Genomic DNA, 18,007 nt, shown 5'->3' on the forward strand with positions numbered 1-18,007 from the left:
CCGGCGGTCTGTTCCGGGCCGCCATCATCAGGTCGGAGGTCTGCCAATGAGCGGCAAGGTCTCCGGTCTGGTATTCGAGTTTTACCCCGTGGGCGGCGGCGAGATGTTGACTGCCCTGTGCCTGGCAGACCATGCCGACCATGACGGCACATCAATCTTTCCCGCAGTGGAAACCGTTGCCAAGCTGACTCGTCAGTCGGAGCGCACGGTCCAATACCACCTCCGCAGCATGCAAGAGTCCGGCTGGCTGCTGCTGGTCGGCAACGCCAAAGGCGGACGGAAGAAGTCCCGCGAGTACCGCATCAATCCGCTCTGGATCGAAACCGGCAAGTTGCCAGAAAAGGGCGCAAATTCTGCACCCTTTTTTAACCCTGTGGATGGTGCCGAAAACGGTGCAACAGCTATTGCACCCTTTGACCCTGAAAAGGGTGCAACCAGCGACACGAAAGGGTGCAAGCCGGAGCATGAAAGGGTGCAATCTGGAACAGGAAAGGGTGCAACAGCTATTGCACCCAACCCGTCAGTACCCGTCAAAGACCCGTCAGAGAACCGCGGCGCGCGCTCGAAGACGGAAAAGACGATGACCCCGTTCGAGCAATTCTGGGCTGCCTGGCCGAACACCGAAAGGCGTGTCGGTAAGGCAGATTGCCAGCGCCGCTGGAGGCGCCACAGCCTGGATGCGATTGCCGCTGAGATCATTGCCCACGTGGAGGCGATGAAGCCAACCAAGAGTTGGCGGGAGGGGTTTGAGCCTGCTCCGGCAACTTACCTCAACCAACGCCGGTGGGAAGACGGGGTGCCGCCAGAAGTTCCGCAGGCCGATGGCGGATCGACTGCAGGTCCCGATGAGCCATGGTACCGCCGCTGGTCTGGCATTGCCGAGAAGGGTGCGCAGGTGTTCCGTCCGTTCAAGGAGGGCGAAGACGCGCTTCGCTACAAGGTCAATGTGTTCAAGCGGGCAGGCGAAGGCAAGTGGCGTGACGAGTTGATGAGCGATCTGCAACGCAACAAGAACTCGCTCTTTGCGGACATCCATCAGTACATCTACGGCCATCCGCCGGTCGAGGTGCAGGAATGAACTGCAAACCTGGAATTCTCGCTTTCGTCGTGGTGCCGGCTGACTGGCCCTCGAAGACGCTCGACGGCATGGTCGTTGAGGTGTTGTGGCTGAGGCCGCCATTCCCTGAGCCGTGGAAAGACCAGCGGCCGACCTGGTGGTGCAAATTCCCGACACCTTGGATGCACAGCAAGGGGCCGGTCAGCGAATGCTTCTTGCTCGACGCATGGCTCCGCCCCATCAGCGGCGTCCCGGTCCACGACGAGCAGTGCGACGAGGCGCCGGCGTGAGCGGGATTTGGGGGAAATGGCGGGATGCGAGCGGACGAGGCCTACCGGCACGAGTGCGAGGTCAAGTGGCTGATCAGCTTGGCACCCGCGGCAATCAGGGCGTACCTGGACGCGGTGGAAAAGAAGCGCGGGGCGGAAGCGGCCGAAAGGCTCCGGCGGGACGCCAGGGCAATGTGGGAAGCGCGGGCGAGGAAGTCTTCGCCCTCCACGTCAAGGCAGCGGGTTTGATCGCACCGGAGCGGGAGTACCGGTTTGATGCGGTGCGGAAATGGAGGTTTGATTTTGCGTGGCCGGCAAGGCGGCTGGCGGTGGAAGTGGAGGGCGGAACCTGGTCAGGCGGGCGGCATACCCGTGGAGCCGGTTACAAGGCGGACTTGGAGAAGTACAACGCGGCCGCGACGCAGGGATGGACGGTGCTGCGGTTCACGACGGGCCAGGTGAAGACGGGAGAAGCGCTGGCGGTGGTGCTGGCGGCCATGGGAATCCAAACCGAGGAGGTCAAGTGAGCAATCGAATCGAAATCATGGTTGACATCGAGGCGCACGACACGGCGCCGACGGCTGCCATCGTCAGCATCGGCGCGGCAGCGATGGATATGGTGGATCTGAAGGTTGTGGGCACGTTCTACGCCAACGTCGACGTGAACGACTGTCTCCGTCTCGGTTTGACTCAGTCCGAGAAGACGCTGCTCTGGTGGGACCGTCAGTCTGATGAGGCCAAAGCGGCATTGCTTTCGCCCGAGCCGAAGCGGCTGCGCAATGTCCTGAATGCCTTCCGTATCTGGTGCGATGAGGATCACAACGCTATGGCGTTTTGGGGGAATGGCTCCGATTTCGACAACGTGATTCTCCAGAACGCACACAAGGCGGTTGAAATGGAGTGCTGGCCGTTCTGGCAGAACCGCTGCCATCGCACGATGAAAACCATGTTTCCCAGCATGTGGGAGGTCGACGTGGCGCGGGAGGGCGTGCGCCACAACGCCATGGATGACGCCATACACCAGGCGAACCAGCTGCTGACCATCTTGCGCGGCATCAGGGGCATACAACTCAAGGAGGCCAAATGAAAGCGATTCGCAGCTTCTTCGCCCGCCTTTTCGGCAAGTCGAAGCCCGCGCCTGTCGGCGCCACAGTGGTGAAAGTAGAGATCACCGCGCCTAAGGGATTCGCCGCACGGCTGAACCCCCAGGTGCCACCGAAGCGCAGCCCCGTACCGCTGTCGCGGGCTGTGGCCGCTGCGTCCGTTCCGCGCCGCCCGCCGGTATCCGCAGCTGCCCCGGCCACTACCCGCTCAAGCACGACCGATGACGGCATGTCCATGCTGCCGGCAGCGATGCTGCTCTCCAGCCAAGCGGACGACGGCAATGCTGCCGATTCTGGCTCGTTCGGCAGCATCTGGTCGGCGCCGGTGAGCCGAGGTGGGTCCTTCGATGGCGGCGGCGCCTCGGGGAACTGGGATAGCGGCTCTAGCTCGGCCTTGGACAGCGGTTCATCGTCGGACAGCAGCAGTTCGTCCAGCAGCTCGGACTGAGGAGGGAGCGGTGAATACGGAAGGCATGACGATTCGCGCGGACCTGGTCCCATGGAGCCACGACATCGAGTTGAGGCTAGGCGTTAAGCGAGATGGGCGGCTGTACAGCATCGCGCGGCCCCTCGTGTTCGAGGACATCCCAAATGGAGCCAGGGTGGATCCGTTCGTCACGATGGACGCAGGCACGGCTCAGAACCTGATGGACGAACTGTGGCGGTGCGGCCTACGTCCTCGGGATGGTACCGGCAGCGCAGGGGCATTGGCCGCAACGGAGCGGCACCTGAACGACATGCGGCGCCTGGTGTTCGAGGACAAGATTCAAGTGAGGGTGGAATCGTGAGCAAACTGATCGTTGGAACTACCGAGGTCGATGAGGTGCGCCACTTGGCGCATCTGTCGCAGGACCAGTTGAAGGCGCTGATTGCTAAGGCTGTGGCCGAGGCGGCGGGCGTAGATCTGTCGGCGCCGGGCGTCTCCGTGAAGTCCTGCTACTTGTCGTACAACACGGGCAGCATCAACGCGACGGAGTACTACGCCAAGTGCGAGATCGTGGTGGACCGCTGCCCGCAGGCGTCGCCCGAGGAGGCAGCATGCTGAGGACGAAGACGCAATTGATGATAGCTGCCTGTCTGGGTTTGGCCGCATCCATGGGCATGCCGGGTTTGAGGATGCCGAGCCTCCAGTACCGGTCGCCGCGCTCACGGTGGACAGACGGAAAGGACAGGGAGCGCATCGCCGCGGCGGAAGCCAAGCGCGAGCGCAAGGCAGCCAAACTCAGGAGCCAGCGATGACTTGCACAAACTGCGGTGGCATGGACCACGCGTTGTCGCGCTGCCCGTGGCCACTTGTATCTGGCCTGTGCCAAAAAGCGCCCCTGACCGCCACCCCGAAACCGGACACCAACCATTCCCGGATGCCAGTTCCCGACATTCCAGATGGCTGCGAGATGACCCGGAACTGGTCCGTTACGGTCGCTGCTGAGGGTCAGGATGTTCTGACCCTCTCATCGAATGGTTACTCCGGCCTGCGGGACCTCGACCCATGGGAATCGACGATTCGCGGCTGCGCGCAGCATCTGCTGGCATTTATCGGCCACGCTGGCGACCACTCCCAGGGGGAGCAAGCCGGTGTGCCTGCCGGCTATCGCCTACAGCCAATCAGCGAGTTCGATGCATATCAAGACGTATTGCGTCAAATCGGTGAGGCCGAGCGCGACAAGGCGCAGCTTCAGGTTGTGCTCGAACAATTCCTCCAGGCGGACGCTCTCCTGCGCATTATCAAGGGGAAGCACAGTGCCGGGATTCTGAGGCTGCCGCAGGCCGATCTGGAGCGAGTGGATGCCTACCTGCGTGCCGTCGGTACGCCCATCGAGGCGGTGCAGGACGGCCACCGGGATCCGACCATCGACTGCACGGATTGCCTTGATTCCGGGCGCGAGTGCGAGTGTGCTCTTGCCCCCATCCCGCAGCCGAGCGCCGCTCCCCCAATACCTGCCTGCCGGGCGAATCCGATTGACATGGTGTTGCACTGCCCGTGCTGCGGCGTGCAGCACATCGACGCGCCCGAAGAAACGCAGCAACGGTACTATGCGGCTGATCTGGGCAAACCTCTAACTATCTGGACCAATCCGCCACACCGCTCCCACCTGTGCCACGGCTGTGGGCACATCTGGCGCCCTGCTGACGTGCCCACCAATGGCGTCGCATCCGTCAAGACGAAGGGCAAGGACGATAGCCCCCTTGCTCAGTCCGCTCCCGCCGAAATCTTGCGCCTGCACCGAGTGGTGGCCGGACTGCGCCAGATGCTGGAGGCAGAGACGCGCCGGGCTGATGGCGCCGTGACACTGTCCAATGCCACACAGGACCAGCTTGCCGCGATCAATGCGGGTAGCAAGGGTGAGGGGGTGCGTGAAGCACTGGCGCACCTAGTGCACGGCATGCGCTGGTGGGCGCGGCAGGAAGACGGCATCCCTGCCGAAGTTGCGCCGGCCTTCAATCAGGCGATGCTGATGCTTGGTTGGTCGTATTCGTCGCAGACCGATCTGGATGCACTGGCCGCCACGCAACCGAGCGCCAGCGCGCAACAGGCGGCGCCGGCCGACGATGACCCCACCACGAAGTCCCAGTATCGCCGCATGTTTGGCGCAGCTTGCTCAGATCTCGGCCTTATCAATGAAAAGCTCGGGCTCGATCCGAACGACGGCGGCGCCGAGCCAATTCTTGACGCGATCGACGAGCTTCGCTCCGCGGGCGAGACCGTGCCACGCACAACGCTTGATCGCTGGCTCGAGCTACTGATCGGTCTATCCGTTCAGGATGGGGTTGAGGACGTAATCCGCGAGATCCGCGCTATCCTCGCCGCCCCTGCGCCGAGCGCATCGCCTGCCGAGCGCACGGCATTAATCCCCGGTTTGCTGAAGCCAGAGGGCGCCGCGCCGTCGCCCGTTCTTGTCACGCCTGCTGACGTTGATAAGCTTGTTCCGCCTGCCGCAGAAGGGGCAAACGAAGTAAATGCCGAAGCTGTCAATGCCGGGCACAACGGCGCCGAAGGCAATCTCAGCTCGGCAGCGAATGCAGATCCACATGGAGGTCTCCATGCTATGGGCGCGGAACTTCACGATAGGCGCTCGCTGGCCACCGTGCAAGCCATCCGGAGCGGATCGCCTGCCGCGCTGACGGATGAAGCAGTTGATGCCGACGACATGGCGTACATCGCGCGCCTGCGTAATGGCTCGAAGACTTGGCTTGGATTCAGCAAATACCGTTGGGATCGACTGGATTCGACGTGGGATAAGCGAGTTGCTACATCGCCTGCCGCAACGCAGCCGAGTGCCAAGGCGGAGCAGGATGAAGCCGTTATTGGGGTAGGCGACGGCAGGGGGAAACTCTTCGTGCGCGGCCCGTATGAAGCGATACGGCGAGTGCGTGGGTTTATCTTCGATGCGGAGAAATGGCGCGGGCAGCAGGCGCAGAGCGTCAAGGTGCTTCACGGTGGCGACATCGCGGCCGGGCTGTTCCAATTCGTTGAAGGCAGAGGCTGGGTGGAGGTCGGTAAGCAATTCGCTGGGTGCCCAAGCGTAGTCACCCTGTATCACGCAGCAGGTTGGCCGATCAATGCCGCAGAGCAGCCCAGCGAGGACAAGCCCCGCTCATGCAGCGGCACACCGGATAGCTGCCCGGATAACGAAGGCTATGGCTGCTATTGCTCTGACGCCGCAATCGCCAAAGGAGAGGGGAAGTGAGCGTAACGATCGCCTACATCCTGCTCTACACCTGGGCCGGTGTTGGATATACCCCTGCATTTCTTGGTGAATACGCCAACAAGGAGGCCTGCGAACAGGCCGCTAAGGTGATCAACGCGAGCAAGACGAACCTCGCATGCGTACCGAAGTGGGTAAGGGAGAAGCCATGACTGAGAGCGCAGAGCGGCTGGCCCCGTGCCCTTGCTGCGGCGGGACCGCCTCATTCGATCATGACGATGACGGTTGGAACTGGATCGTGTGCGGCAGTTGCGGGCTTTCGACAGACTGTATGGCGTCGCTCATGGATGACTGTCGGCCCACGCTCCGCGAGAAGTGGAACCGCCGAGCGCCCGCAGCGGGGCATTGCGCTGCCGGTGATGCTTGCGTGTGTGGCGGAGATGTGCCGAGAGTGCGGGCGGGGTGTGGTAATTGGATCGTCGCCGCTCCCGAGATGGCCGGCACAGTGCGCGTCGGAGTGCTTGGGGCCGCCGCTCCTGCGCGCCCTCTGCCGGAAGGGTGGTGGCTCGTTCCGGTCCACCCGACAGAGGACATGCTGGTTTTTGGACAAGAAGCGTGGGCTACGAAAAAGCGGGAGCGCAACGCAGTGGAGGATTGCGAGGAGGCGGCGTCCGTCTATCGCGCCATGCTCGCCGCCGCTCCCGCAGCGCCCAGGGGAGCGAAGATATGACAGGCCCCCGCATCCTTTCCACCGAGGACCTTAACCTGACGGAGCGCGCAGCGCGCGCCGCTGGGTTTGAGGTCCAGCGGTACCGTGCCCGGGATCTCGAGGTGGTGCAGGTCCGTGAGCCGGGCGGCCAATGGCGCCAGTTCGACCCGCTGAGCGACGATGCTGAGACGTTCCGGCTGATGGTGGATTGCGATGTGCCGCCGATCCCGGGCACCACCGCCATCATTGCGGCCGGCGGAGCGGTTGAGATGATTTCGAACAATCCGAGCCGCCGCGCGGCATGCCGTCGGGCAATCGTGCGTGCTGTCGCGAAAGACTTCATGGCGGTGGCGTAGGTGCTGGAGCGCTCCCACTTCAATGCATGGATCCGTTGGTAGGCATGAAAGAGGAAATTCGACTGATGGTGTACACCGCAATCCCACCGGCGCCTCGGCGGTCTGCCCTGGCGTCCTACGACTACGATCCCCTTGACGACCTGCTATACGACTGGTATTGCCGGGAACACGGCTATTCGCCTGTGGTTGGCTACGGAAGGGAGGCCGCGTCGAACTCATCGGCGGTTAGCTCGGACCAGTGGGATCACGCTGACGATGTAATCAATAGGCGGATAGAGGCTTACGTCATGCCCCTCGTGTCCGCGTGCATTGACGATCTATGCGGGGATTATAGGCTGGCCATTCTCACCGAGCAGCGGAACCGGCTTGGGCCGACCGTGTACCGTAACCCCCGGGCTGGCGACCGGCAACCAGAGGTATATAAGGAGGCCAAAGACGCAATTGCGCCCAGGTTGCGCCGCAGAGGCGTTGAATGGTAGTTGCGACCCCCGCGATTTTGTTTTAATATTCTCCGCAGAGGGCAGAGTTGCGCCCTGAAAAAGCCCGCTCGGTTCGTTCCGCGCGGGCTTTTTGCATTGGCACTTCGATTCTCAGCCGGCCGCCACGCAACCCGCCGTCTCAACCGTGTCTCCTCGGGCATCTCGCCCGATTTGCCCCGCCCGTGTCATGCCGGCGGGGCTCTTTCATTCGGAGGTCAGCATGTTCCTGCCTGTGATTTTCTTCCTGTGGTGGGGCGTCATGGTGCGGGCGTGCTGGCCGAACAACGACGGCTGAAGGCTGCGGTGGGAATTTGCTCGGTGGCGGCCCTTACCGCTGACTTGAATCGGTAATACCACCAAAGCGAAAGCCCCGCCGGATTTACGAAGATGAATGTTATAGGTCAACTGAATGCGAAGGGAGCCGAGCGTCTTGCCGCGCGCGTTGGGCTCTCATACGTCGTGGCCGCCATCGGCGGTGCGCTGGCGGGCTTGGCTGCGGTGATCTATGCGGTCCGTTGGTGGTGAGAGATGCCACCCGCGTCCCTCCGTCCATGTCGCCACCGCGGCTGCAAAGCGCTCGTGCGCGGCGGCGGCTACTGCGAGGCGCACAAGGCCGAGTCATCGAACTGGTCGAAGGGCGAGGCACGGAAGGGAAGCACGACTGCTCGCGGCTATGGCTATCGATGGCAGAGGCTGCGCGAGTTCATCCTTGCCAGGGACTGCGGCATTTGCCAGTGCGAAGAATGCAAGGCGCTTGGCCGCGTTCGTATCGCGACGGAGGTTGACCACCGTGTCCCCAAGGCGGAAGGCGGAACCGATGACCCGGAGAACCTCCGAGCGATCAATGCCGACTGCCACAAGGCGAAGACCGGACGTGAGGGGCGGCGCGGTCAGGTAGGGCGGCGCGGGTGATTCGTGTGGCACATTGTAAATGCGATCGATTCCCATTTGCTGGGGGAGGGGGAGGGAAATCCCTGGGGCGAACGACATGCCTGACGGCCCGTTCCGTCAAATTTCTGTACCCGCGAAATATGAAATCGAGGAGTTGACCGATGGCAGGGGTTGCAGGGCGCTCCGGCCGGAAGCCGAAACCCACAGCCCGCAAGGCTTTGGCGGGCAATCCCGGCAAGCGGGCGCTGAACAGAAGCGAGCCGGATTTCGGGCTGGTCACGACCATTTTCGCGCCGGATTGGTTGGAAGGGCACGCGCGCGACCTGTGGGAACACCTGGCGCCGCTGCTCTGCAAGCAGCACATCCTGCAAGCGACCGACATCCAGAACCTGGAGGTTTACTGTGCAGCCTACGGCCAGTTCCGCAAGGCGGAGGAAGACGTCGCGCGCAACGGACAGGTCGTGGCTGGTGCGCAGGGTGGACCGATAAAGAACCCGGCGTTGACCGCGAAGAACGAGGCGGTCAAGCAGATGGTCACTTACGGTGCGCTGCTCGGGCTGGATCCGTCCAGTCGTCAGCGCCTGCTTGGGCCGAAGAAGAAGGGCGAGGGTAATCCGTTCGCAGCCCTGCTGGGCTGATCATGGCGGCAAGGGGGAGTTACCCTGGGGTGGCCCAGGCGAACCAGTTCGCCCGCGATGTCGTGCGCGGCAAGGTGCCGGCGTGCCGTTTTGTTCGGCTGGCCTGCCAGCGCCACCTGGATGACCTGGCGGCGAGCAAGTCGGCCAAGTACCGCTACAAGTTCGATCCGGCCAAGGCGGAGAAGAAGCTCAAGCTGATCGAGCTGATGCCGCACACGAAGGGCGAGTGGGCATTCAAACGCCAGCTCGTCACGCTGGAGCCATGGCAGAAGTTCGGCCTGGCCTGCACCTTTGGCTGGGTTCACAAGAAGACCGGGCTCCGGCGGTTCCGCGAGTCGTACTGGGAGGTGCCCCGGAAGAACGGGAAATCGGTGATTGCGGCGGGCGTGGGCATCGGCATGTTCGTTGCCGACGATGAGTTTGGCGCCGAGGTCTATTCGGGGGCGACGACCGAGAAGCAAGCGTGGGAAGTGTTCAGACCTGCCCGGTTGATGGTCAAGCGCTCGCCGATGCTGGTCGAGCACCTGGGTATCGAGGTCAACGCACAGAACCTGAGCCGTCCCGAGGACGGTAGTCGCTTCGAGCCGATCATCGGCAACCCTGGTGACGGTGCCTCGCCCTCGTGCTCGATCGTGGACGAGTACCACGAGCACGACAGCGCCTCGCTCTACGAAACCATGCTGACCGGCATGGGCGCGCGCCGCCAGCCGCTGATGTTCATCATCACCACGGCCGGCGCGAACATCGAGGGGCCCTGCTACGACAAGCGGCGCGAAGTCGTCGACATGCTTGAGGGCATGGTACCGAACGATGAGCTGTTCGGCTGGATCTGGACGATCGACGAAGGGGACGACTGGACCGACCCGAAGGTGTTGGCCAAAGCCAACCCGAATATGTCTGTCTCGGTGTTCCAGGAATACCTGGAGAGCCAGCAGCAGCGCGCCATCCGGGTTGCGCGCTTTACCAATGCCTTCAAGACGAAGCACCTGAATATTTGGACTTCGGCGAAGGCGGGCTATTTCAACCTCGAGTCGTGGAGGTCGTGCGAGGACACCTCGCTGACGCTGGAGGCCTTCGAGGGGCAATCCTGTGTGCTCGGGTTTGACCTGGCGCGCAAGCTGGACATGAACAGCATGGCGCGCCTGTTCCGGCGCTACATCGAGGGCAAGCGGCACTACTACTGTGTGGCACCGCGGTTCTGGGTGCCGGAAGACACCGTGCGGGACATGGAGAACCGCCGGATCGCCGAGCGCTACCAGGCATGGGTGAACTCGGGTCACTTGGTCGAGACGGACGGTGCGGAGGTCGACTACCGCGAGATCCTGGCCGAGGCGGTAGAAGCGAGTCGACTCAGCCCGGTGGAGAGTTCTCCGATTGACCCGTTCGGTGCGACCGGACTGTCGCATGAGCTGGACGACGAAGGACTGTCGCCGGTGGTGATCACGCAGAACTTCACCAACCTCAGCGACCCGATGAAGGAGTTGGAGGCGGCGGTGGCCGCGGGGCGCTTTCACCATGATGGCAATCCCATCATGACCTGGTGTATCAGCAACGTGGTGGGGAAGAACCTGCCAGGCAATGATGATGTTGTGCGTCCGATCAAGCAGGGGAATGACAACAAGATCGACGGCGCTGTGGCGCTGATCATGGCCGTGGGACGCACGATGCTGCTGGATGTGACGAATTCGGAATCGATCTACGACCAAGGGGTGGGAATTTGAACGTCATCGGACTGCTCGCATGGGTGATCGGGCTGCTCGGGTTTGGGCTGCTGATTGCCGGCGTCGCGCTGATCAGCGCGCCCGCTGGTCTGATCACGGCCGGCGCTCTGATGCTTGCCTGGGCCTACCTGGCGGATCGCGCCAGCGCACGGGCATCGCCGCCGGCGCCGCAAAAGGAATAGTCCATGTTTTTCAGTAAGCAACTCCTGTCCGGGCCGGCGCAGGGCGGCGGCGTATCCGGCTGGGTCTCTGCGCTGCTGGGCAGCACGAGATCGGATGCCGGTCCAGTGGTGACGCCGGCTTCGGCGCTCTCGCTCACGGTCCTGCAGAACTGCGTCTCGCTGCTTGCGGAGAGCATTGCGCAACTGCCGCTCGAGCTGTATCGGCGCGCCGGCGGCGACCGCGTTCCGGCGGTCGACCATCCGCTGTACGCGGTGCTGAAGTATCAGCCGAACCCATGGCAGACGCCGTTCGAGTACCAGGAGATGACGCAGATCTCGGCCGGGCTGCGGGGGAATAGCTACAGCTTCATCGACCGTGATGCTGACGGGGTCGTGCAGGGGCTCTATCCGCTGAACGGCGAGGCCATGACGGTCTTGAGGGGCAGCGACCTGAAGCCTGTTTATCGGATGTATGGTGCAGAGCCAATGCCACAGCGTTTGGTGCATCACGTGCGCTGGATGTCCCTCAATGGCTATACCGGTCTCTCGCCGATCCTGCTGCATGCAAACGCGATCGGGTATGCACAGGCGATTCAGCAGTACGCCGGCAAGTCATTTCTCAACGGCACCGCGCTGTCGGGCGTGATCGAGCGTCCAAAGGACTCGCCCGCCATCAAGGACCAGTCCAGTATCGACAAGATCACGGGCGACTGGGCCGAGAAGTATGGTGGCGCATCCAATGCCAAGAAGGTCGCCTTGCTGCAGGAGGGCATGACCTTCAGGCCCTTGTCGATGACCAACGTCGACGCAGCGCTGATTGATGCGCTGCGCCTGTCGGCAATTGACATCGCCCGGATCTACAAAATCCCGGCGCATATGGTCAACGAGCTGGAGCGCGCGACGTTCAGCAACATCGAGCATCAGCAGATCCAGTTCGTCATCTACACGCTGCTCCCCTGGATCAAGCGTCACGAGCAGGCCAAAAGCCGCGACCTGCTGTTGCCGTCCGAGCGGCGGGAGTACTTCATCGAGTACAACGTCAGCGGCCTGCTGCGCGGCGACCAGGCGTCACGCTACGCCGCGTACTCGGTGGCGCGGCAGTGGGGATGGCTGTCGGTCAATGACATCCGCCGACTGGAGAATTTGCCGCCGATCGAGGGGGGCGACATTTACCTGAGCCCGCTAAATATGGTCGACGCGACGAAGCCAATTCCGCTTCCGCCGGGCAAGAGCGAGCCTACCCGAGCCGAAGTCAAGGAAATTGAAAGGATCCTATCGTGAAATCGCATCTCCGCCTCGCGGGCATGATCTTCAATCAGCCGCACCTGGTGACCGATCAGTTGATGGCGCTGGCCGTCCAGTGGGCGAACCAGTCGCTGAACCTCAATATCGTGAACCTATCGGTGCACGGCGTGCAGCCCCAGCTGATGGAGGACGATGGGCCGGGGCCCCAGATGGCTTCCGCGGCAGACCGGCGCCGTTCCGTGATTGCCGAGACAGGCTTAGACATCATTCCGGTGTCCGGCATCCTCGTGTCGCGATCGGCCCACGTGAACCCGTGCGAGACCATGACCAGCTACGAAAGCCTGCGCACCGCCGTGCACGGCGCCGTGGCAGATCCTGCGGTGGAGCACATCGTGCTGGACATCGATACCAATGGCGGCAGCGCAACGGGCGCATTCGAGCTGGCGGACGACATTCACGCCGCGGCACAGGCAAAGCCGATCACGGCTATCGTGAACTACTCGGCGTTCTCCGGTGGTTACCTGATCGCGGCGGCGGCCTCCGAGGTGATCGTGAGCCGGACGTCCGGTGTCGGCTCCATAGGCGTGATTGCCAAGCACCTGGATGTCTCCCAGCGTGATGCGCAGCAAGGCGTCAAGGTGACCTCGGTCTTTGCCGGCGATCACAAGAACGATTTGACGCCGCACGAGCCAATCAGCGAGCAGTCCCTCCAGTTCCTGACCGAGATGGTGCAGAACAACTATACCCAGTTCGTCGACGCAATTGCGCGCTATCGCGGCGTCACGACCCAGGTGGTGCGTGACACGCAAGCTGGCCTCTTCTTCGGCCAGCAGGGCATTGATGCAGGCCTGGCGGACCGCCTTGAGGCGCCCCAGGCTGCCGTGAACCGGATTGCTGCGGAGATTCACGCCGCGCGCGCCGAGCGGCAGAAGAGTGGCCCACGGCGCAGCGTCGCCGCCCAGGCCGCCGCAATGAACATGCGCGCCGCGCTCTGACAGGATTTTTCTGAGACTCATTCGTACTTGAGCGCGTTCGCGCCTCAGTCGAGCACCGCCGCCTCCGGGCGGCATTTTTTATGGAGATGAGAAGTGAACATCAATGAACTTCGTAGCGAACGCGCCAAAGTCAACCAGCAGGTCCAAGCGCTAGCCAAACTGGAGGCCGACGGCGCGGCCCTGGATGCCGCCCAACAGGCCGAGTTCTCCGAGCTGAGCGCAAGATTCAACGAACTCACTGCCCAGATCGAGCGGGCCGAGGCGGCCGAGCGCATGGCGACTTCCGCTGCAGTCGTGATCGACCCCAACCCGGCGACGGTCACCACCAGCGCCACGGTACCGGTCCAGCCGCGCACCCCGGAAGTCAAGGGTGCCAAGGTGGCGCGCATGGTGCGCGCGCTGGCCGCCGCGCGCGGTGATGCCCAGCTTGCCGCCAAGATGGCTATCGAGCGCGGCTTTGGCGAGGACGTGGCCATGTCCCTGAATACGCTGACTCCGGGCGCCGGCGGCGTGCTGGTACCGGAGAACCTGTCGAGCGAAGTGATCGAGCTGCTGCGCCCCAAGTCGGTGGTACGCCGGCTTGGTGCACGCAGCCTGCCGCTGGGCAACGGTAACCTGGCCATTCCCCGCCTGAGGGGCGGTGCTGTGGTCGGCTACATCGGGGCCGACACGGACATCCCGGCGACCCAACAGCAATTCGATGATCTGCAGCTGACCGCGAAGAAGCTCGCGGCCCTGGTGCCGATCGCAAACGACCTGCTCAAGTACTCCGGGGTCAATCCCAACGTCGACCAGATCGTGGTCTCCGACTTGACCAGCGCCATCGGTGCGCGCGAGGACAAGGCCTTCATTCGGGACGACGGTACCGCAAACACCCCGAAGGGCCTGCGCTTCTGGGCGCTGCCGGGCAACCTGATCCCGGCCAGCGACGGCGCCACCCTGCAGAAGGTGGAGGACGACCTGAACAAGGCGATCCTGGCGCTGGAGAACGCCGACTCCAACTTGATCGAGCCGGGCTGGATTATGGCGCCACGCGTCTTCCGTTTCCTGGAGGGCCTGCGCGACGGCAACGGCAACAAGGTCTATCCGGAACTGGCCCAGAACATGCTCAAGGGGTACCCGGTGGGCAAGACCACGCAGGTTCCCACGAATCTCGGCGCCGGCGGCAAGGAATCGGAGATCTACTTCACCGACTTCGGTGACACGTTCATCGGCGAGTCCGAGACGCTGGAGATCGACTACAGCAAGGAGGCCACCTACAAGGACACCGGCGGCAACGTGGTGAGCGCGTTCCAGCGCGATCAGACCCTGATCCGCGTGATCGCGAAGAACGACTTCGGCCCGCGCCACGTCGAGTCGATCGCCATCCTGACCGCCGTTACCTGGGGCGCCTAAGCGCGTGTATCTCACCTGGGCCGCCGCGCTGCGGCCTGGTTCACTCCACGAGGTTTGCCATGAAGATCCTGAAATTCAAGCGCCATCACCGCATGTACACCCCCGGCGACGTTGCCGGCTTTGCCGACGACGAGGCGCAGCGACTGATCGATGCCGGCGTCGCGGCAGAGCATACGGACGACGCCAAGGCCGAGGGTGACCCCAGCAAGGCGGAACCGACGAAGCCCGCAGGTACCAAAAAGTAACGGTCATGCCGGCGGTACTGATCGATTACCTGGCGGATGAGCCCATCAGCTTTGCCGACTTCGAGGGCCAGTCCCGAGTGGACGGCGACGAAGAGCAGGCGCATATCACGGGCGTGGTGATCCCGGCCGCGCGCCAAACAGCCGAGACTCGATCCGGGGCGGCGATCCGACCTGGCCGCTATCGGGAGCGCCTGCCGGGCTTCCCGCCGACGGACTTTCCGCTCTCGATCGGGCAGGTGACGGAAATTGAGAGCGTTCAGTGGCGCGCGTCGGAGGGGGATTTCGTCACGCTGTCCACCAATGCGTATGAGTTGCTGGACGAGGGGCGTGAGTCCCGACTGGCACCGGCGCCTGGGTTCTCATGGCCGCATGCGGTCGCCGTTTTGATCACCTATAAGGCTGGGACAGACCTGGAGAAGCATCCTTCTGTCCGGCAGTGGCTGCTTTTGGCGGCGGCCTGGATGTTCGAGCACCGTGAGCTGTACGGCACGCAGAGCATTGTCGAGATGCCGCAGGGTTATGCGGACGGGCTTCTGGCGCCGATTACCGTGCTGCCGCGATTCTGAGCAGGAGGCGCCATGGAGGCTGGCAAACTCAATCGCCTTATCACCATCGAGCGCCGTACGGGTGATCGTGACTTGGCCGGCGGCGCAGATCCTGGAGGCTGGGTGAGGGTGGCTAAGGTCTGGGCCAACATCCAGAAGAAGTCAGGGCTCGAGACGATCAAATCGGACACGCCGATTTCGGTTGTGCGTGCCAGCATCCGGATTCGGTACCTGACGGGTATCGACGCCGGTATGCGGATCCGGCATGGCAGCACCATCTATGCCATCAAGGCGGTCGTGTCGGACGAGGTGCGCCGGAGACACGTCGATCTTGTCTGTGAGACGGGGGCATTGCGATGAAAGTCGAGATGAGCTTTTCCGGCGATCTGCTGGAGGGGTTGAGGCAACTCGAATCCGACATGAAGGAGCATGTGGTGCGCCCCGCAGCCCGTGCCGGGGCACTCGTATTCTACGAGGAGGCGCGGCGCTTGGTCCCGGTCTACTCAGGGACGGCTCGTACTGGTATCAAGCCGGGGCAACTGCGCGATGCCATCTACCATGTGTTCTCTGAGGACAAGTCCAGCGAGCTCGTGAAGGTGTACGAGATCAGCTGGAACGCGCGGAAGGCGCCGCATGGGTACCTCATTGAGTATGGCCACTGGCGCGTGAACAAGCTGATTCAGGTGAACGGCCGCTGGATGGCGACGAGTGAGCGGCTAGAGAAGCCGGTTTGGGTGCCAGGGGCTGCTTTTATTCGGCGGTCCTATGATCAGGCCCAGATCGCCGTGGCCGCGATGCAGAAGCGCGCCGCGGAGCGGACCGCCGAAGTACTGGCCGGGCACAACGGGGGCGGGGAATGACCGTCGAGTCCGACATCGTCAATGCCCTTGCCGGGCTCGTGGATGGGCGTGTTTTCCCGGACGAGGCCCCATTTGGGACGGAGGCCCCCTACGTGACGTACCACCAGGCGGGTGGGGAGCCGCTGAACTTCCTGGAGGGCATTCCAGATAAGCGGAATGGCCGGTTTCAGTTTGTCGTCTGGGCAACGTCGCGCCCTGAGGCGTCGCGATTGATACGGCAGATCGAAGATACGTTGCGGCTCGATCCAAAGCTGCTAGCGCACACGTTGGGCGGCGCGCTTGGGTTGCGCCAGTCCGACTTGGATCTGTTCGGCGCCACCCAGGATTTCAGCATCTGGTTTACTGATTAGCGCCCGTTTGGGCAATCAACCGAAGGCCCGCCTTAGCGGGCCTTCTCCATTTGGAGTTCATCATGACTGTACGTTTGCCGAACGGGGCAATCTTCTCCATTGCATCGGCCTACGGCGCGCCGAAGCAGATCAGCGCGCTGTCCAATGCGAAGCCGCCGGTAGCGACTGCCGACGCGCATGGTCTTCTCGACGGTGCGATCGTTGAGGTCATGTCGGGATGGCCTGGCCTGGATGGGCGCGTTGCACGCGTCGATGCGGTGGATGTGGGCAGCTTCGCGCTCGAGGGGCTCGATACGACCGATGCCACGCGATACCCTGCCGGTGCTGGCATCGGATCGGTTCGGCCCGTCACTACCTGGCAACCGATCACCAGGGTGCTGGAAGCGTCCATGTCGGGCGGTGACCAGCAGTTCTACAACTACGGCTTTCTGGAAGATACCGGCGATGAGAAGCAGGTCCCGACGACTCGCAGCGCTCGCTCTATCGGCTTGTCGCTGTCGGATGACGATTCGCTACCGCATTTCTCGATCCTGCGCCAGGCTGATGAGGATCGTCTGCCAAGGGCGATCCGCTTTCAATTGCCCAGTGGCGGGGTGATCTACTACGTCGCGTACGTGTCCCTCTCGACCATGCCGACCATCACCAAGAATCAGGCAATGGCGCGGCAGCTCACGCTGTCGATGCTCGGTCAACCCACTCGCTACAGTGCGTGATCCCATGTTCCAGATCAATCCTGATCCGACGTTTGTCGGTACCGTGAAGATCCCTGCGGCGGGTGGCAAAGAGCAAGAATTGCGCCTCGTCTTCAAACACAAGACGCGAGATGAGGCCAAAGAGTATTTCCAGCGCGCCACCGATAGCGATGCGTCGGACACGAAGCTGCTGCTGGAGGTCATTGCCGGCTGGGAGGATGTTGACGCGGAGTTCTCCGAAGAGGCGCTGAATAGGCTAATCCAGAACTACCAAGCGGCGCCGCGGGCGATCTTCGAAGGCTATCTCGCCGAATTGCAGGTGGCCCGCCTGGGAAACTGATTGCCGCGGCCCGCGCTATCTACTGGACCCCGCCGAAGGCAGAAGAGCTTGCTGCCTTCTGCCTGACCCTGGCAGACGTGGCACCCCCGGACGTTGCGCTGTGGCCCGACGTCGTGATGGCGGTGAAGGTGTTTGCCACGATGGGGAAACAGTGGCGTGCGGGGGCTGGCGGCCTGATGGGGTTGGATTACACCCCGCTGCCATTCGTCCTGCGGATGGCCAGAGTGCCTCGTGCCGAGTGGCCGGACGTGTTCGAGGATTTGCGCGTTCTGGAGGACGCGGCGTTGAAGGAAATCTACGGAGAGTGAC

The 18,007-nt window shown here is 63.0% G+C and carries 27 protein-coding genes; all 27 read left to right on the forward strand.

Going from position 1 to position 18,007, the window contains the following annotated elements; genetic code table 11:
- The first annotated feature begins 46 nt into the window (after positions 1–46).
- A complete protein-coding gene (locus tag P3W85_RS29865; protein ID WP_276267420.1) occupies positions 47–1,078 on the forward strand; it encodes a helix-turn-helix domain-containing protein in 1,032 nt (343 codons plus the stop codon).
- Positions 1,075–1,347, forward strand: coding sequence for a hypothetical protein (locus tag P3W85_RS29870; RefSeq protein ID WP_276267421.1), 273 nt, complete (start codon positions 1,075–1,077; stop codon positions 1,345–1,347). The genes P3W85_RS29865 and P3W85_RS29870 overlap by 4 nt, the downstream gene beginning before the upstream one ends.
- Positions 1,348–1,371: 24 nt before the next feature.
- Entirely contained in the window at positions 1,372–1,575 is a 204-nt protein-coding gene (locus P3W85_RS45640; RefSeq protein WP_430869648.1) for a DUF7696 family protein, read from the forward strand.
- Positions 1,521–1,853: a DUF559 domain-containing protein gene (locus tag P3W85_RS29875; protein WP_430869649.1), complete on the forward strand. Its 333-nt coding sequence runs from the start codon at positions 1,521–1,523 to the stop codon at positions 1,851–1,853. The genes P3W85_RS45640 and P3W85_RS29875 overlap by 55 nt, the downstream gene beginning before the upstream one ends.
- Entirely contained in the window at positions 1,850–2,413 is a 564-nt protein-coding gene (locus P3W85_RS29880) for a 3'-5' exonuclease (protein WP_276267423.1), read from the forward strand. The genes P3W85_RS29875 and P3W85_RS29880 overlap by 4 nt, the downstream gene beginning before the upstream one ends.
- Positions 2,410–2,877 carry a hypothetical protein gene (locus tag P3W85_RS29885; RefSeq protein WP_276267424.1) on the forward strand — a complete coding sequence of 156 codons (468 nt, stop codon included), beginning with the start codon at positions 2,410–2,412 and terminating at the stop codon, positions 2,875–2,877. The genes P3W85_RS29880 and P3W85_RS29885 overlap by 4 nt, the downstream gene beginning before the upstream one ends.
- A 10-nt stretch (positions 2,878–2,887) precedes the next feature.
- Entirely contained in the window at positions 2,888–3,217 is a 330-nt protein-coding gene (locus tag P3W85_RS29890; protein WP_276267425.1) for a hypothetical protein, read from the forward strand.
- Positions 3,214–3,474, forward strand: coding sequence for a hypothetical protein (locus tag P3W85_RS29895; protein ID WP_276267426.1), 261 nt, complete (start codon positions 3,214–3,216; stop codon positions 3,472–3,474). Before P3W85_RS29890 ends, P3W85_RS29895 begins: the two co-directional genes overlap by 4 nt.
- A gap of 190 nt (positions 3,475–3,664) precedes the next feature.
- Positions 3,665–6,118 (forward strand): hypothetical protein, encoded by a 2,454-nt coding sequence (locus tag P3W85_RS29900; RefSeq protein ID WP_276267427.1) that lies wholly within the window; start codon positions 3,665–3,667, stop codon positions 6,116–6,118.
- Positions 6,115–6,288: a hypothetical protein gene (locus P3W85_RS29905; protein WP_276267428.1), complete on the forward strand. Its 174-nt coding sequence runs from the start codon at positions 6,115–6,117 to the stop codon at positions 6,286–6,288. Before P3W85_RS29900 ends, P3W85_RS29905 begins: the two co-directional genes overlap by 4 nt.
- Positions 6,285–6,806, forward strand: a complete 522-nt coding sequence (locus tag P3W85_RS45645; RefSeq protein ID WP_430869650.1) for a Lar family restriction alleviation protein — start codon at positions 6,285–6,287, stop codon at positions 6,804–6,806. The genes P3W85_RS29905 and P3W85_RS45645 overlap by 4 nt, the downstream gene beginning before the upstream one ends.
- Positions 6,803–7,141: a hypothetical protein gene (locus tag P3W85_RS29910; protein ID WP_276267429.1), complete on the forward strand. Its 339-nt coding sequence runs from the start codon at positions 6,803–6,805 to the stop codon at positions 7,139–7,141. Before P3W85_RS45645 ends, P3W85_RS29910 begins: the two co-directional genes overlap by 4 nt.
- A gap of 1,007 nt (positions 7,142–8,148) precedes the next feature.
- A complete protein-coding gene (locus P3W85_RS29915) occupies positions 8,149–8,532 on the forward strand; it encodes an HNH endonuclease (RefSeq protein WP_276267430.1) in 384 nt (127 codons plus the stop codon).
- 140 nt (positions 8,533–8,672) lie between these two features.
- The gene (locus P3W85_RS29920; RefSeq protein ID WP_276267431.1) at positions 8,673–9,149 is read left to right on the forward strand and encodes a phage terminase small subunit P27 family; all 477 of its coding nucleotides are present in this window, start codon (positions 8,673–8,675) and stop codon (positions 9,147–9,149) included.
- 2 nt (positions 9,150–9,151) lie between these two features.
- Entirely contained in the window at positions 9,152–10,870 is a 1,719-nt protein-coding gene (locus tag P3W85_RS29925; RefSeq protein ID WP_276267432.1) for a terminase large subunit, read from the forward strand.
- Positions 10,867–11,052, forward strand: coding sequence for a hypothetical protein (locus P3W85_RS29930; protein ID WP_276267433.1), 186 nt, complete (start codon positions 10,867–10,869; stop codon positions 11,050–11,052). Before P3W85_RS29925 ends, P3W85_RS29930 begins: the two co-directional genes overlap by 4 nt.
- Positions 11,053–11,055: 3 nt before the next feature.
- Positions 11,056–12,312, forward strand: coding sequence for a phage portal protein (locus P3W85_RS29935; protein ID WP_276267434.1), 1,257 nt, complete (start codon positions 11,056–11,058; stop codon positions 12,310–12,312).
- Complete coding sequence (locus tag P3W85_RS29940) at positions 12,309–13,271, forward strand: S49 family peptidase (protein ID WP_276267435.1); 963 nt, start codon at positions 12,309–12,311, stop codon at positions 13,269–13,271. The genes P3W85_RS29935 and P3W85_RS29940 overlap by 4 nt, the downstream gene beginning before the upstream one ends.
- 93 nt (positions 13,272–13,364) lie before the next feature.
- Positions 13,365–14,666 (forward strand): phage major capsid protein, encoded by a 1,302-nt coding sequence (locus P3W85_RS29945; protein WP_276267436.1) that lies wholly within the window; start codon positions 13,365–13,367, stop codon positions 14,664–14,666.
- A 59-nt stretch (positions 14,667–14,725) separates the two neighbouring features.
- Entirely contained in the window at positions 14,726–14,911 is a 186-nt protein-coding gene (locus P3W85_RS29950; RefSeq protein ID WP_276267437.1) for a hypothetical protein, read from the forward strand.
- 5 nt (positions 14,912–14,916) lie between these two features.
- On the forward strand, positions 14,917–15,477 hold the full coding sequence (locus tag P3W85_RS29955) for a head-tail connector protein (RefSeq protein ID WP_276267438.1): 561 nt from the start codon (positions 14,917–14,919) through the stop codon (positions 15,475–15,477).
- A gap of 12 nt (positions 15,478–15,489) precedes the next feature.
- Positions 15,490–15,816, forward strand: a complete 327-nt coding sequence (locus tag P3W85_RS29960) for a phage head closure protein (RefSeq protein ID WP_276267439.1) — start codon at positions 15,490–15,492, stop codon at positions 15,814–15,816.
- Positions 15,813–16,316 (forward strand): HK97 gp10 family phage protein, encoded by a 504-nt coding sequence (locus tag P3W85_RS29965; protein WP_276267440.1) that lies wholly within the window; start codon positions 15,813–15,815, stop codon positions 16,314–16,316. The genes P3W85_RS29960 and P3W85_RS29965 overlap by 4 nt, the downstream gene beginning before the upstream one ends.
- Positions 16,313–16,666 (forward strand): DUF3168 domain-containing protein, encoded by a 354-nt coding sequence (locus P3W85_RS29970; protein ID WP_276267441.1) that lies wholly within the window; start codon positions 16,313–16,315, stop codon positions 16,664–16,666. Before P3W85_RS29965 ends, P3W85_RS29970 begins: the two co-directional genes overlap by 4 nt.
- Positions 16,667–16,728: 62 nt before the next feature.
- The gene (locus P3W85_RS29975) at positions 16,729–17,379 is read left to right on the forward strand and encodes a phage tail protein (protein ID WP_276267442.1); all 651 of its coding nucleotides are present in this window, start codon (positions 16,729–16,731) and stop codon (positions 17,377–17,379) included.
- A gap of 4 nt (positions 17,380–17,383) precedes the next feature.
- Positions 17,384–17,698: a phage tail assembly chaperone gene (locus P3W85_RS29980; protein WP_276267443.1), complete on the forward strand. Its 315-nt coding sequence runs from the start codon at positions 17,384–17,386 to the stop codon at positions 17,696–17,698.
- A 68-nt stretch (positions 17,699–17,766) separates the two neighbouring features.
- A complete protein-coding gene (locus tag P3W85_RS29985; RefSeq protein WP_276267474.1) occupies positions 17,767–18,006 on the forward strand; it encodes a DUF1799 domain-containing protein in 240 nt (79 codons plus the stop codon).
- Position 18,007 lies beyond the last annotated feature (1 nt).

Source organism: Cupriavidus basilensis (assembly GCF_029335485.1).
Taxonomy (GTDB): domain Bacteria; phylum Pseudomonadota; class Gammaproteobacteria; order Burkholderiales; family Burkholderiaceae; genus Cupriavidus; species Cupriavidus basilensis_E.

What these genes read in the sequence shown, in the direction of transcription:
- P3W85_RS29865 (WP_276267420.1), top strand. Translation starts at nt 47, where the DNA reads ATGAGCGGCAAGGTCTCCGGTCTGGTATTCGAGTTTTACCCCGTGGGC.
- P3W85_RS29870 (WP_276267421.1), top strand. Translation starts at nt 1,075, where the DNA reads ATGAACTGCAAACCTGGAATTCTCGCTTTCGTCGTGGTGCCGGCTGAC.
- P3W85_RS45640 (WP_430869648.1), top strand. Translation starts at nt 1,372, where the DNA reads ATGCGAGCGGACGAGGCCTACCGGCACGAGTGCGAGGTCAAGTGGCTG.
- P3W85_RS29885 (WP_276267424.1), top strand. Translation starts at nt 2,410, where the DNA reads ATGAAAGCGATTCGCAGCTTCTTCGCCCGCCTTTTCGGCAAGTCGAAG.
- P3W85_RS29900 (WP_276267427.1), top strand. Translation starts at nt 3,665, where the DNA reads ATGACTTGCACAAACTGCGGTGGCATGGACCACGCGTTGTCGCGCTGC.
- P3W85_RS45645 (WP_430869650.1), top strand. Translation starts at nt 6,285, where the DNA reads ATGACTGAGAGCGCAGAGCGGCTGGCCCCGTGCCCTTGCTGCGGCGGG.
- P3W85_RS29910 (WP_276267429.1), top strand. Translation starts at nt 6,803, where the DNA reads ATGACAGGCCCCCGCATCCTTTCCACCGAGGACCTTAACCTGACGGAG.
- P3W85_RS29915 (WP_276267430.1), top strand. Translation starts at nt 8,149, where the DNA reads ATGCCACCCGCGTCCCTCCGTCCATGTCGCCACCGCGGCTGCAAAGCG.
- P3W85_RS29920 (WP_276267431.1), top strand. Translation starts at nt 8,673, where the DNA reads ATGGCAGGGGTTGCAGGGCGCTCCGGCCGGAAGCCGAAACCCACAGCC.
- P3W85_RS29925 (WP_276267432.1), top strand. Translation starts at nt 9,152, where the DNA reads ATGGCGGCAAGGGGGAGTTACCCTGGGGTGGCCCAGGCGAACCAGTTC.
- P3W85_RS29935 (WP_276267434.1), top strand. Translation starts at nt 11,056, where the DNA reads ATGTTTTTCAGTAAGCAACTCCTGTCCGGGCCGGCGCAGGGCGGCGGC.
- P3W85_RS29950 (WP_276267437.1), top strand. Translation starts at nt 14,726, where the DNA reads ATGAAGATCCTGAAATTCAAGCGCCATCACCGCATGTACACCCCCGGC.
- P3W85_RS29955 (WP_276267438.1), top strand. Translation starts at nt 14,917, where the DNA reads ATGCCGGCGGTACTGATCGATTACCTGGCGGATGAGCCCATCAGCTTT.
- P3W85_RS29960 (WP_276267439.1), top strand. Translation starts at nt 15,490, where the DNA reads ATGGAGGCTGGCAAACTCAATCGCCTTATCACCATCGAGCGCCGTACG.
- P3W85_RS29965 (WP_276267440.1), top strand. Translation starts at nt 15,813, where the DNA reads ATGAAAGTCGAGATGAGCTTTTCCGGCGATCTGCTGGAGGGGTTGAGG.
- P3W85_RS29970 (WP_276267441.1), top strand. Translation starts at nt 16,313, where the DNA reads ATGACCGTCGAGTCCGACATCGTCAATGCCCTTGCCGGGCTCGTGGAT.
- P3W85_RS29975 (WP_276267442.1), top strand. Translation starts at nt 16,729, where the DNA reads ATGACTGTACGTTTGCCGAACGGGGCAATCTTCTCCATTGCATCGGCC.
- P3W85_RS29980 (WP_276267443.1), top strand. Translation starts at nt 17,384, where the DNA reads ATGTTCCAGATCAATCCTGATCCGACGTTTGTCGGTACCGTGAAGATC.